The organism is Zunongwangia atlantica 22II14-10F7 (assembly GCF_002094855.1).
GTDB lineage: Bacteria > Bacteroidota > Bacteroidia > Flavobacteriales > Flavobacteriaceae > Zunongwangia > Zunongwangia atlantica.
In genome coordinates this window covers 139,020-153,368 of record NZ_ARYN01000013.1, presented here as the reverse complement: position 1 = coordinate 153,368, position 14,349 = coordinate 139,020, and the positions used below count along the sequence as shown (strand labels likewise).

At 37.2% G+C, this 14,349-nt stretch carries 11 protein-coding genes; all 11 read left to right on the top strand.

From position 1 onward, the window contains the following. Window positions 1–5 precede the first annotated feature (5 nt). The 11 genes from IIF7_RS14690 to IIF7_RS14640 all read left to right on the top strand — a co-directional run bounded on the left by IIF7_RS14690 (window position 6) and on the right by IIF7_RS14640 (window position 14,341). Window positions 6–2,003, top strand: coding sequence for a sulfatase-like hydrolase/transferase (locus IIF7_RS14690; RefSeq protein WP_084842452.1), 1,998 nt, complete (start codon window positions 6–8; stop codon window positions 2,001–2,003). Further along, window positions 2,000–3,550 (top strand): sulfatase family protein, encoded by a 1,551-nt coding sequence (locus IIF7_RS14685; RefSeq protein ID WP_084842451.1) that lies wholly within the window; start codon window positions 2,000–2,002, stop codon window positions 3,548–3,550. The genes IIF7_RS14690 and IIF7_RS14685 overlap by 4 nt, the downstream gene beginning before the upstream one ends. Beyond that, on the top strand, window positions 3,531–6,320 hold the full coding sequence (locus IIF7_RS14680; RefSeq protein ID WP_217806689.1) for a sugar-binding domain-containing protein: 2,790 nt from the start codon (window positions 3,531–3,533) through the stop codon (window positions 6,318–6,320). Before IIF7_RS14685 ends, IIF7_RS14680 begins: the two co-directional genes overlap by 20 nt. Before the next feature lie 349 nt (window positions 6,321–6,669). After that, window positions 6,670–7,074 carry a sulfatase-like hydrolase/transferase gene (locus IIF7_RS21110; RefSeq protein WP_245801650.1) on the top strand — a complete coding sequence of 135 codons (405 nt, stop codon included), beginning with the start codon at window positions 6,670–6,672 and terminating at the stop codon, window positions 7,072–7,074. A gap of 201 nt (window positions 7,075–7,275) precedes the next feature. After that, complete coding sequence (locus IIF7_RS14670) at window positions 7,276–7,932, top strand: hypothetical protein (protein WP_084842450.1); 657 nt, start codon at window positions 7,276–7,278, stop codon at window positions 7,930–7,932. A 22-nt stretch (window positions 7,933–7,954) separates the two neighbouring features. Further along, window positions 7,955–9,076, top strand: coding sequence for a formylglycine-generating enzyme family protein (locus IIF7_RS14665; protein WP_084842449.1), 1,122 nt, complete (start codon window positions 7,955–7,957; stop codon window positions 9,074–9,076). 15 nt (window positions 9,077–9,091) lie between these two features. Next, window positions 9,092–9,934, top strand: a complete 843-nt coding sequence (locus IIF7_RS14660) for a helix-turn-helix domain-containing protein (protein ID WP_084842448.1) — start codon at window positions 9,092–9,094, stop codon at window positions 9,932–9,934. 90 nt (window positions 9,935–10,024) lie between these two features. After that, window positions 10,025–12,472, top strand: a complete 2,448-nt coding sequence (locus tag IIF7_RS14655; RefSeq protein ID WP_245801649.1) for an outer membrane beta-barrel family protein — start codon at window positions 10,025–10,027, stop codon at window positions 12,470–12,472. A 310-nt stretch (window positions 12,473–12,782) separates the two neighbouring features. Continuing rightward, window positions 12,783–12,950, top strand: coding sequence for a group II intron maturase-specific domain-containing protein (locus tag IIF7_RS21105; protein ID WP_245801648.1), 168 nt, complete (start codon window positions 12,783–12,785; stop codon window positions 12,948–12,950). Window positions 12,951–13,217: 267 nt separating this feature from the next. Further along, complete coding sequence (locus tag IIF7_RS21220) at window positions 13,218–13,406, top strand: transposase (protein ID WP_084842446.1); 189 nt, start codon at window positions 13,218–13,220, stop codon at window positions 13,404–13,406. Window positions 13,407–13,873: 467 nt separating this feature from the next. Further along, window positions 13,874–14,341 carry a DDE-type integrase/transposase/recombinase gene (locus tag IIF7_RS14640; RefSeq protein WP_317041875.1) on the top strand — a complete coding sequence of 156 codons (468 nt, stop codon included), beginning with the start codon at window positions 13,874–13,876 and terminating at the stop codon, window positions 14,339–14,341. The last annotated feature ends 8 nt before the right edge of the window (window positions 14,342–14,349 follow it).

Below are 14,349 nucleotides of genomic sequence, written 5' to 3'. Positions count from 1 at the left end.
TATTAATGAGATTGTTTAAAATTTTGAAAATAGTTGGAGTAATGGTTTTTATAGAGTACTCCACTATTGGGGTTGCTCAGGAAAAGCCTAATATACTCTGGCTTACATTTGAGGATACTTCACCCCAATTTATAGGTTGTTATGGTGATGAGAATGCGGAAACTCCAGTAATGGATAAAATGGCAGCAGGAGGGGTGCGCTTTACGAATGCTTTTTCTACCGGAACTGTCTGTTCCCCTAGTAGAAGTACTATTATTACAGGAGTACCTACTTATAAAATGGGCAGTGGGAATCACAGGAGCAATTTCCCTATTCCCGAATTTATAAAAGGCTTTCCTAAATATTTGAGAGAAGCAGGGTATTACGTTACCAATAATTATAAAACAGATTACAACATCGCAGGAATGGACACTTTTGTTGCTGAGACCTGGGATGAAAGTTCCGGAAAAGCTGGATGGTGGAATCGCAAAGGGAATCAGCCATTCTTTTCAGTTTTTAATATTCCAGACTCTCACCAGTCCAGAACGATGAGTATGTCCTACGAGTGGTATGAAAAGAATGTTCTCGCCTATTTGGAACCTGAAAAGAAAAATGATAAAGATGATGATAGGGAAATAAGCCAGGATATTGAATTGAAAATCCCCGCTAAAAAGGAATTTTCAGGTTTACATGAGAAAAAAATAATTGGCGATACTGCTTTTGCCATGCCGCCAATTTACCTAGACAGTGAAGCTATGCGGAAACAGATGGCACGGGTTTATAATTCTATCAAGCTTACGGATATGAAAATGGGCGAACTCCTCCAACGGCTGCAAGAAGATGGCCTATTGGAGGAAACCATCGTATTTATTTTTTCTGATCATGGTGAGGGGGTGCCGCGTGCCAAAACAAATGGGATAGGTTTGGGATACCGGGTGCCATTCATAGTATGGTTCCCTGAAAAATATAAGCACTTATCCCCCTGGGGCACCAGCGGGCTTGTAAGCGATGAACTTATTGATTTTGAAGATCTGGCACCAAGCATTTTAAAACTCGCCGGTGTTGAAGTTCCGGAATATATGAACGGACGGGCTTTGTTGGAAAAAGATCGTGAACCAGCTCCAGATTACACTTATTTATCTACCGATAGGGCCGATAACGGTCCTGACATGGTTAGGACGATCACGGATGGCCGATATGTTTATTCACGAAATTTTATGCCATTTTTCCCAGAAGTAAAATACATTAGGTACATCGATATCGGGGAGATCACACAGCAAATTAGGAAGGATTATAAGGCTGGGAAATTAAATGAATTTCAGGAGTCAATGTTTAAAAAAAAGCCTTTAGAAGTACTTTACGATCTTAAATCTGACCCCTGGGAAATTAATAACCTCGCTAAAGAACCGGAATATCAGGAAATGATGGAGCAGATGCGTGAACGTTTAGAAGAAAAGATAATGGATGATCGAGATGTTCATTTTCTTCCTGAATATGAACTGGGTGAAATTTCGGAAACTACCACGCCTTATGAATTTAGGAAGAATAAAGAAAAATATCCATTAAAAAACATTCTGGAAACGGCCAATCTGGTTGGGAAATCGGGTAAAGCAGTTGAGAAAAAACTTTTTCAAGATCTAAATGATGAGAATAGTTGTGTGAGATATTGGGCATCTATGGGATTATATGCAATAAAATCAGATCTGAGCCAAAATCAATTAAAAAAAATTAAAGCGGCACTAGGCGACGATTATCCTCCGGTACAAATTAACCTTGCGGCATCCCTTTATGCACAAACAGAGGATAAAGAAGCTGAAAGGGTTCTTAAAGAATTCATACTTAGCCAAAATGAACATCTGGCTTTAAGTGCAATCAATTATACCTTATACCTCGAAAACCGTTCGTCTTTTATTCCGGATATAAAGAAGGTTTACAATTCAGAAGTTGGGTACAAAACAAAAGCGGCAGCGGAAGATTTTCTTGATTTGGAAGAACTATTGTCAAAAAATAAACCTGAAGAATGAATAAACTTACTGTGTCAAAACAAAACGTTCTGATTGTCGCCGTTGTTATTTTTCTGGGTTTCCAGAAGATAAACGCACAGTCAGTAAATCAGGGTAGAAAACCAAATATCGTATTGATTTATATTGACGATCTAGGCTATGGAGATATTGGTGTGAATGGGGCTAAAGGCTTAGAAACTCCTAATATTGATAAATTGGCTAAAGATGGAATCAATTTTACCGATGCACATTCTTCGGCTGCAACCTGTACGCCGTCTAGGTACTCTATTTTAACAGGTAGTTACGCCTTTAGGAATAAAGCTGAAATTCTTGAAGGTGATGCTCCTTTAATTATAGATACTGAAATGAAAACTTTACCCGATATGTTGCAATCGGCAGGCTATTACACTGGAATCGTTGGAAAGTGGCATCTTGGACTTGGGAAAGGTAAAGTTAATTGGAACCAGCGCGTTTCACCCGGGCCTGCAGAGGTGGGTTTTAATTATAGTTTCTTGATTCCTGCTACTGGTGACAGGGTTCCTACTGTTTACTTGGAAAATCAAAGAGTTTTTAACCTAAATCACTCAGATTCATTATTAGTTGATTATAAAAAACCTATTCCAGGAGGTTATCCTTCTGGCAGGGATCATCCAGAATTATTAAAACAACATACCGATAATTATCATCTAAGCTCGATTACTAATGGAATTAGCCGTATTGGGTTTATGAAAGGAGCTAGAGAAGCTTTGTGGATAGACGAGGAAATACCATTTGTGCTAAATGATAAGGTGGAAGAATTTATAAATGAGAATAAGGATCATCCATTCTTTTTGTTTTATTCATTTCATGATATCCATCAACCAAGAACTCCAAATATTCAATTTGTAGAGTCAAGTGATATGGGGCCTCGAGGAGACGTAATCGCTCAAATGGACTGGAGTGTAGGTAAGGTTATAGAGCTTTTAGAAAAGCAAGGAATTTTAGACAACACTTTAATTATTTTTACTAGCGATAATGGTCCCATTCTCGATGACGGATATTTGGACTATGCCGAGGAGCTAGTAGGTGATCATAAGCCAGGCGGAAAGTTTAAAGGTACCAAGTATTCCGTTTTTGAGGCGGGAACCAGGGTTCCAACTATTGTTTACTGGAATGATCAAATTAAACCTGGGACTAGTGATGCGCTTTTATCCCAGGTAGATCTTTATGCCTCTATCGCAAGTTTGTTAAATATAAGTTTGGAAACGGAAGATGCCCCAGACAGTGAAGACCATCTTTCTGCGTGGATAGGAAAAAAAACTATTGGACGAAAGTATTTACTGGAAGAGGCCTACGCATACGGGCTAAGAATGAAAAACTATAAATACATCCATCCAAAAGAAGATATATCGATTCCCGGTTGGTTACAGAATAAAAAAATAGATCCTGGTTTTTTCGAAGAACCCCAATTATTCGATCTGTCAAATGATCCTTCGGAATCCAAAAATATAGCTGAATTTCATCCAGATATTGTAGAAAAAATGAAAAATGAACTCCTTAAAATATTAAATGAAAATGTCTCAAAATAATACGGAAATTCGAAATATACTGCCTAATTCGATAAAGATAGTTTTGCTTTTTTTTCTAATAATCGTGACCGGTTGTGAGAAGCAGGTGGGAGAAACTATTTCTCTTTCGGGAGCTTGGAGTGTAAAACTAGATTCTATGGAAGTTGGTGACCAAGAAAATTGGGCTAATGGTTTAAAAGATGCTAATAGCATAACGCTACCAGGTACTCTGGATGATGCTGAATTTGGTAAAACGAGTACCTTGGAACCTGCCTTGAATAACATTGTGCTCTCCAGTTTAAACCGTAAACATGAATATTATGGAAAAGCCTGGTATCAAAAGGAAATTGAAATACCAGAAAATTGGAAGAAAAAAAATATAGCACTTGAATTTGAAAGAGTTTTATGGGAGTCAAAGGTTTATGTTGATGGGAAAGCGATTGGAACTCGTGAAAGCCTTGTTGGTAGTCATGTTTATGATCTTTCTGGTGTACTTACGCCAGGAAATCATACTATCTCCGTAAGAATCGATAATTCAGATCAATATCCAAACATTAATGTTTTGGGGAATAAATATCCAGACGAAGCCGATAAGCAAATGGCACATGGCTATACCAATCATACGCAAATCAAGTGGAATGGAATACTTGGAAATATTGTATTAAAAGCTTCAGAAAAGTCAGAACCGCAAAACCTTCAAATATATCCAGATACGCAAAATGGAAAAATCGATTTGGAATTTGAACAAGTAGCTAGCAATTCAGAAAAAATTCAATTTGAAATTATTGATAGCAATGGGAATTTAATTTTATCAAAAACAATTGAAGATTACTTGGCAGAAGATAGTTTGGTTAAATTCTCTATAGAACGACCGGAAGAATTGAAATATTGGGATGAGTTTTCTCCCAATGTTTATGAAGCTATTGTCACAAGTTCTGGAGGAAGTACTTCTGCTAAATTCGGATATAGAAATATTTCGACAGAAAATGGTATTCTGGAATTGAATGATCATAGAATATTCCTGAGAGGCAATCTTGAGTGTGTTATTTTCCCATTAACAGGTTATCCACCCATGGAAAAGGAGGAGTGGAGTTCATTAATTGGTCAGGCAAAAAATTACGGTTTGAATCATTTACGATTTCATTCATGGTGTCCGCCAAAAGCGGCCTTCGAAGCTGCAGATGAGGCCGGCTTTTACTTGCAGGTGGAATTGCCTCACTGGAGTTTGAAAGTAGGCGAGGATAAAAAAACCACAGTCTTCCTTTATTCCGAAGCTAAAAAAATGATTCAGGATTACGGAAATCACCCTTCCTTTGTCATGATGACAATGGGGAATGAACTAGAGGGTGATATGAGCGTTCTTAATGAAATGACCGCTGCCTTAAAAGAAAAAGATAATAGACATTTGTATGCGACTACAAGCTTTTCTTTTCAAAAGCCATCGGGAACAAGACCTGAACCTGAAGATGATTTTTTTATTACACAATGGACTGATAAAGGATGGATTAGAGGCCAGGGGATTTTTAATAGTCAGCCACCCAGATTTGATCAGGATTATTCAGCTAATATGGAACATATCGAAATCCCTGTAGTTTCCCATGAAATTGGACAATATTCTGTTTATCCTGATTTATCTGAGATAGAAAAGTATACAGGCGTACTGGAGCCTTTAAATTTTATTGCTGTTAAAAACGATCTCAAGGAAAAGGGATTGCTAGACCTTTCGGATGAGTTCACTAATGCCTCTGGAAATCTGGCTGCAATCTTGTATAAAGAGGAGATTGAGAGAGCTTTAAAAACAGAAGAGTTTGATGGTTTTCAGTTATTGCAATTGCAAGATTTTCCTGGACAAGGGACAGCATTGGTTGGATTACTTAATGCCTTTTGGGAATCAAAGGGTATTATTTCCGGGGAGGAATTTAGAAACTTCAACTCAGAGGTAGTTCCACTATTACATTTTGAAAAAGCAGTTTATAAATCGCATGAGAATTTTCATGCAAATCTGGAGATAGCTGATTTTTATAAAGAAATTAAAGACCAAACAATTGAATGGAGTATTTCCGATGCTAAAGGAAATGAGCTTCAGAAAGGTAGCTTTTCTGCAAATTTAAATATTGGAAATAATAAAAATTTGAAAACGATAAATTTCCCTTTAGAGAAAATAAAAACGGCCCAGAAATTACATGTGTCAGTAGCATTGGAAGGAACAAATTATAAAAATTCCTGGCCAATTTGGGTGTATCCTGATGTAGAAGTAGACAAGCCTGCAGGGGTGGTAATGACATCTTCTTTTGAAGAAGCTCAAAAGGCATTAAAAAATGGATCAAAGGTATTTTTTAACCCAAAATTAGAAGATATAGAGGGGATTACAGGAAGGTTTGTACCTGTATTTTGGAGTCCAGTACATTTTCCAGATCAACCGGGCACTATGGGGCTTTTGATTGATGAGGATCATTTTGCATTAGATAATTTCCCTACTTCTTCGTTTACTGAGTGGAATTGGTGGGACCTGGCTATTCAATCTAAGTCTGTAGTTTTAAACGACAAGGAGCTTGAGCCGATTGTCAGGGTAATAGATAATTTTGTAACTAATCGAAGTTTAGCTAATGTTTTTGAAGCTAAAGTTGGGGAAGGAAGTTTGCTTTTTACTAGTATAGATTTGTATAGCAATATTGAAAACAGGCCAGTTGCCAAACAACTAAAATATAGTTTACTAGAATATTTGAAGTCAAATGATTTTTCACCTAAACAAGAGATAGAATGGGAAAAAATTAGCAAACTGAAAAAATAATTTTTTTGAAAACAAAAAAGTTTTTAATAAAAAAAATTGCTTTAAAATGATTTGATGATTGGATATTGGGTAATGAAATTTTTGTAAGATTACGTTAAATCGCCAATAAAGGGATAGAGGACTTACAAAAATTAAAAGAAGCTAAGGAGCCATTTTTTTGGCAATTGGGTTATGAAACCGCACCTGCCATTTAATGCCAAAAAAATACTAAGATTTTTACGATAGGAGCAATATTGAGCTTCCTAATAGCTACAAGCAACCCGAGTCTACACCCAATGAGGCTTTTCACAGATTTGGGGAACTCCGTAAATATGACAGTATTCCTCAAAAAGGGTAGGTTTCCGAAGCGATGGCAAAAAAACTCATTCACGGCTATTATGCCTGTGTGAGTTATGTTGATGCACAGATAGGTATGGTTTTAGATGAATTGAAACGATTGGAGCTAGAAGATGATACCATTGTTATTCTTTGGGGCGACCACGGCTGGAATCTGGGCGACCATAAATTGTGGTGCAAGCATGTAACCTTTGAAACAGGTATAAAAGCACCACTGGTCATAAAAGTTCCTGGTAGAACCAGCGGTCAGCAAACAGATGCTATTGCAGAATATATAGATATCTATCCAAGTTTAGCAGAACTGGTAGGATTAGATATTCCTAAAACGGTTGATGGTAAAAGTTTTGTTCCCGTTATAAATGATGAAACACCACAAAAGGACTGGGCGGTATTCAAATTTAGGGATATGGTTACCTAAATAAAGGGCGATCTGTTCTATACGGAATAAGTCAAGGATGATGGTAAGGCATATGCCCGTATGCTATTTGATCATGAGACTGATCCTTTGGAGTTAAATAATCTGGCCGAAAAACCAGCATATCAAGATACCGTTAACCAGCTTTGCGCAGAACTTAAGGAGAAATGGGGTGAATATTTTTTAAAGGAAAAATAAATATTTTTGAGGTATCTATTTTATATATTTCTGGCGTGGGCTCTAAACGTTTCTTTTAAATCAGGTAAGGGAGCGCGAGGCAGCGGTGGCAACAGCGAGTGGAATGATGCCCATCATGCCGTATTATGGACTAAGGACTCCTTTTCTGGCGATGTAAAAATAGAATTTGATTATACCAAAACAGATCACGAAAACCGATTTGTCAATATTCTTTATATCCAAGCTACAGGACATGGGAAAGGGGTGCACGAACGTGACATATCAGAATGGAAAAAGAAGCGCGAGGTTCCTGCTATGAGGGAATATTTTGAAAACATGAATGTTTTTCTTATCAGTTATGCCGCTTTTGGAAACAGTGGTGACGGGACACACTATATTCGGGCGAGACGATACCCTAAACTAGATGAAAAACCATTTAAGCAGACCCTTATAGAACCTTCGTATGATGATCAAGGTCTGTTTGAGACCGGTAAGACCTATCACATAACGGCTATTAAAAATAAGGAACAACTCTATTTTAAGATGGAGAGTAAGGGCGATCAATCAACATTTACCTGGGATATTCAGAAGGTTGAACCAATTGAGCAAGGTAGAATAGGGATTCTTCTTATGTATACGCGTTCCGCTTTCTATAAAAACATTAAAATTTATACTAAAGAGTAAGTATATAAAAAACTAATCAATAATGAATATTAACACAAAAAAAAATTTAATAGGTTTTACTCTTGTTTGTTTATTTGGCTGCAAAGATAAAGAGACCAATAGTAGTACAAATTCAAAAACCGATGAAACTTCCCAACCACAGAAGGTTGAGGTTTTAACCGAAAAACTCGATGAAATCGAAACTCCGGAAGGGATGGTCTGGATTCCCGGAGGGCAATTTTCTCAGGGTGCCGTAGCGGGTGATGAAATGGCTATGAAGCACGAAAATCCTAACCATAAGGTGGCCGTAGATGGTTTTTTTATGGATAAAACAGAGGTAACCAATGCAGAATTTCGGGAATTTGTGGAATCTACCGGTTATGTAACGGTTGCCGAAAGGGAAATAGAATGGGAGGAAATGAAAAAACAACTTCCTGCTGGAACTCCAAAACCCCACGATTCTATTTTACAACCTGGTTCGCTTATTTTTAAGAAAACCAAAAGCAGTGTTCCTAACCTTTATGATTATTCACAATGGTGGGAATGGAAGATAGGAGCTAGCTGGAAACATCCCGAAGGCCCCGATAGTAACCTTGAAGGAAAAGATGATTTTCCTGTGGTACATATAGCTTATGAAGATGCCCAGGCCTACTGCGAGTGGGCTGGAAGAAGACTGCCTACCGAAGCAGAATGGGAATGGGCTGCTAAAGGCGGACTGGAAGATGCCATTTTCTCCTGGGGTAATGATAAAGAAGTATTAGCGGAACGGGCGAATACCTGGGAAGGAGAATTCCCTACAGAAAATACCCAGGCCGATGGTTTTGAAAATAAAGCGCCAGTAAAAAGCTATCCGCCAAACGGATATGGATTGTTTGATATGGCAGGAAATGTTTGGGAGTTTACCTCCGACTGGTATAACACCAATTATTACCAGTCACAAAGCGGTGAGGGAGTGACTAAAAACCCTGCCGGAGCCAGTGAATCCTACAATCCTAATAACCATCCCTATATGAAAGAAAAAGTTATTAAGGGTGGTTCTTATTTGTGCCACGCTTCCTATTGTGCCAGTTTTAGACCATCGGCAAGAATGGCAAATTCTCTTGATTCTTCCCAGGAACATTTGGGCTTTAGAACAGTAGCCGTTCCTGAAATGGTTAAGGAATAGGAAAGATTCCATAGTATGAGGGGATACGATTCAATAAGAATAAACGATAAAATAAGCCATCATAGTAATTATAAAATAGCAGTTTTTGATACCTCGAAAACGCGAACCAGACCGCATAAACATAATAAATACCTGGAAATTGTTTATTTTGAAGATGCCAGGGGTACGCATTATATCGATTCAAAGGCTTATAGAATAGATGCTCCCTGTATTTCTTTTATTGAAAAAGATCAAGTACACTATTGGGAGCTTGAAGAGAATCCCAAAGGTTATGTGGCAATATTCAAAGAAACTTTTTTAGATGATGTAAAAGATAAACAATTGGTTTTCCTTTTAAAATCAGTTCAGAAAATAAATTGCCTTTGTTTGCATAAAAGAAGCAAGCATATTAATTATTTATTTGAAATGTTAACGGAACCCAATCTAAATGCTCCTGTAGAATTAAATGAATTAAATGAAAGCTTGTTAAAAGCTTTATTATTTAATATCCTAAAAGATGCCGATGTTGGTTTATTAAGCCATTCTAATGCTCAAGCAATGGAATTTATTAACCACCTTCAAACTAATCCCAGAAATGAAGTAGCTTATTATGCGGAACAATTACAAATGAGTCCTCAGAACTTAAACTCTTTTTGTAAAAAGCATTTTTCGCTCACAGCCTCTGAAGTAATTGCTATTTACATAAATAAGGAAGCAAAAAGACTCTTATTATATTCAAATTTGGATATCTCAGAAATAGCTTATAAGCTTCATTTTAAAGATGCCTCATATTTTATAAAGTATTTTAAGCAACACAATCGGCTTACTCCCTTAAAATATCGGAACAAAAACGATAATTACTATTCTTTTTTCAAATAAACAATTTTCTACAGGAACTGTAAGATAAATTTGCAACCTCAAATTATACCTGAAAATCTATATTTTATGTTTAAAAATCAAATTTGCTTTTTGCTTTTTATACTAGTGAGTGTAAAAGGATTTAGTCAAATAACCGGAACTTTAATAGACAGCACCAGTAACGAGAAATTACCATATGCCAGCATTACTTTATTCAATAATGAAAATGAACTGGTAGAAGGAATGGTTACCGATGAGGCAGGAGTATTTGAACTACAGGGTGTGCCTAAAGGAACTTACTATCTTGAAGCTTCATTTATGGGATACAAACCTAAAACCATAGAAGGTATAAAGGTTACCCGCCGTAACCAGGAAATAGCTATTGGTGAAGTTCTTATAAGTCCGTCTGATGAGTTTTTAGAAGAAGTAATGATTACGGCAGGGAGTGCTACGGTACTGAATAAAGTAGACCGCCAGGTTTATAGTGCTGTTAAGTTTCAGAATAGTAAAGGAGGTACCGCTACCGATATACTTCGCAATTTACCTTCTATAAGTGTAAATGGATTAGGCGAAATTAATGTAAGAGGAAGCAGTGGTTTTGAGGTGCTTTTAAACGGGCGCCCAACCCAGGGTGATGCGGCTGGCATTTTAGGTCAATTGCCTGCCAATGCCGTAGAACGGGTTGAAGTTATTACTGCACCTTCAGCTAAATATGATCCCGAGGGTAAAGCTGGAATCTTAAATATTATTACTAAAAAAGGAGCTGCTGAAGGAGCTTTTACCCAAATAAATGTTATGGCCGGACTTCCCAGTATCGAGCCATACGATAATTCAGAAAATCCACAGCGCTATGGTGCCGATATCACCTATAATGTGCGTAAGGAAAAGTGGAATATATCCTTAGGAACTAGTTACTTGCATAATGATATCAACGGAAGAAGAGAAGGTGATGTTTTTACTATTATCAACGATACCTTAACCCGGTTTCCTTCAGATGGGGAGCGAAGTTTTGATGAGGAAAATATTTCAGGACGCTTTACCTTAGATTATCTTCCCGATAATAAAAATGCTCTTTCTCTTGGTTTTTATGCAGGAAAACGTTCTAAAGACCGAACCGCAGATATTTTATACTACGATAATCATAAAATTACGCCAGCCGAAGGGGGAGAGCGGGTAAGCACTTTCCAGTATTTTAATGAGAACTTAAGAATTAGAAGAAGCGATTTTGCTTTGGGAAGTATAGATTACAGTCATACTTTCGATAATAAATCGGAGTTATCCTCTTCTTTTTTATATGAATATACCATGTTGGGTGGCCCAACCACCAATCGAAATTTAGGCTATCCCGACACCTCTGAATTACTTCAGAATGAATATAATACCAACGATAATCCTTTACACGGTATTAGGGCACAAATAGACTATAAACTAAAGCCGCTATCTATTGGGCAACTGGAAACTGGTTACCAGTTTCGGAACCTGGATCATACCGGCGATTTTGTATATGAACGAAGAGAAAATGAAAATGAGGATTTTGAACTTGTTCCCGAATTTTCAAGTGAGGTCAACCTAAGAAGAAAGCTTCATTCGGCCTACGGGCAGCTTACAGGTTCCAGAGATAACTGGGAATATGCCGCCGGGCTAAGAGCAGAATTAGCCGATAGGGAATTAGATTTAAGTGACAAAACAGGAGATTTGGATACTACTTATTATTACGATTATTTTAAACTTTTTCCCTCGGCTTCGCTTCAATACACATTTAAAAACGATTTGAAAGTCAAAGCAGCTTACAGCAAACGAGTAGAACGAACCACTACCTTTAAGATGAATCCTTTTCCGGAGAGAGAGCATTCTGAAACTTTAGAACAGGGAGATCCTACTTTATTACCAGAATTTGTAGATATTGTAGAATTAGGGATTGAAAAACCTCTTAAAGGTGGAAATTCCATTTTTGGAACCCTTTATTATAGAAATGTAGAGAACCTGGTAAACAGGGTGAATACGGTTTATAACGATACCATACTTAACCGAATTTATTCAAATGTAGGCCGGGAAAAAGCCGTGGGATTAGAAATTGGAGCTGAATTAAAACCGGTAGAAAAATGGACAAATTTTATTGGGGCAAACGTATATCATAACGCTATTGAAGGTACATTTGATAATCAGAGGATCGATAACGATAGCTGGATATATTCGATAAATGCAAATTCAACTTACCGGTTTTCTCCGGGAACCAGTTTGCAATTTACTTTTAATTATTTATCCGATCATAATACGGCCCAGGGTGAAGATTCCAGGTTCTATTCTCCTAATTTAAGCTTTCAAAAGAGTTTTCTTAATGACCAATTAACAGCTTCTTTCCAATGGCAGAATATCGACCTGGGCCTATTAAATTCAAATGAACAAAGTATAACCACCGCCCGGCCGGGAGAATTTTATACCACGACAAATTATGTGTATGAAGTGGATATAATCCGCTTAAACCTTACCTATTCCTTTAATAATAATAAAAATGAATCGAGATTTATAGAAAGTGAATTTGGGAAAAGAGAATTTTAAGGTGTTTTTATAACTATTTGATAGATAGTTGGTTCTTTTTATTTCTAGTACGAGAAATGTTTTATTTTAAAGTGAAAATTAATAAATTTACAGTGACGAAAAAAGACCAGTTCACAGATCGTTAACATAAAATTTAATAGTCTTGAATTTACTGCAGGGAATGAAGGGTTTTGAATCCTTCTGCCCTTGAGGTATTAAGGTTTTGTTTTGTGCAACCTATAAGAAAGGGCGAAAAAGCAAGTAACAACTGGAGGCTGGATCGTTAAAGAGGAAGGAGTTTAAAGCAAAGCTTAAATACCTAACCAAAAAGATGATACCCGCGAGTTTTGAAGAACGTGTCCTACGAATTAACTTGTTGGTCCGAGGCTGGATAAATTATTTCAAATCTGCATCCATTCAGGGAAAGCTTAAAGAGCTAGAAGAATGGCTGAGGAATCGTTTAAGGTATTGCATCTGGCATCACTGGAAAAAGCCCTAGCAATAACGGAAAAACCTGATTCTCTTGAGGATTGACTATGATCACGCCTATGCTGGAGCCTTACCAAAATGAACGGATGGGCAGTTAGTTCCAGAATCCTATTTTGCGTAGTACCATTACCGTAGAAGGCTTAAATATCAAAGGTTACTTTAGTCTAATCGAATACAACAATAGATGAATATCCTCCCAAAATTAGGACCGTAAGTTAATTTCAAAAATAACCTTAATTTTACTGTACTATAGCACGAAGAAAACCTGCCTGCCGCCATGCAGGCAGTTACCTCCAAATTTAAAATAAAATTAGTTCTTGAAGGTTTGAAAGAGCGTCAAACGGTTAAGGAACTAGCACAAAAATTTGGGATTACTCCACAACAAATAGGTACCTGGAAACGGCTTTTCCAAAAGGAGGCCGATACTGTTTTTTCAAAAAGGGGAAAAACCAAAAAAATCAGATGAAGAGGAGAAGAAAAGCCAGCTTCCTAAGGTGAGTAGGAAGCTTATAGTGGAGAATGATTTCTCAAAAAACGCCTTGCGATAAAACCTTTAGAGGAAGGTAGAACAATGATAAGCAAGGATCATTCAAAACTTAGCCTTCAGCGACAATGTAAGCTATTGCAGATCGATCGGAGTGGTCTTTATTACGAACCGCGTAGAGAGAATAAACTCAATTTAGAACAGATGTGATTGATGGATGAACACTATACCTATTATCCGTTTAAAGGAGTCAGACGAATGCATATTTGGCTTATCCTCGACAAAGGATATAAGATAATAAAAAATCCATAGAGCGACTTTAATCGAGGGTAATGGGACTTAGAGCTATCATGCTAGGGAAACATACCTCCAGGCGAAATAAAGAACATAAAGTGTATCCTTATTTATTGGAGAACCTCACTGTAGATCGCCCCAATTAGGTTTAGGCCATCGATATCACTTTTATTCCCATGCAAAAAGAATTTATGTATCTGGTAGCGATTATAGACCTGCAGAGCCGCTATTTTCTTAATTGGTCGGTATCTAATTCAGTGGATGCTAAGTCGTGTAAAGAAATTTTAGAAGAAGCTATTGATAACTACGGGACTCCTGAGATCATCAATACCTACCAGGGAGGCCAGTTCGCTTCAGAGATCTTTACCCATAGTGTCCTCTCAAGAAAAATCAAACTCAGTATGGATGGAAAAGGACGAGCTATCGATAATGTATTTATAGGACGGCTTTGGAGAAACGTGAAGCACGAAAGTATTTACTTAAATCCTCAAGAATCTGGTATAAATCTTTACTGGCAACTGGGCACCTATTTTAGTTTTTATAACTATAAAAGACGGCACCAGAGAATAGAAAATGAAATACCAATTAACCAATATTTAAAACTACGAAGAAATGCTGCTTGATAAATGAA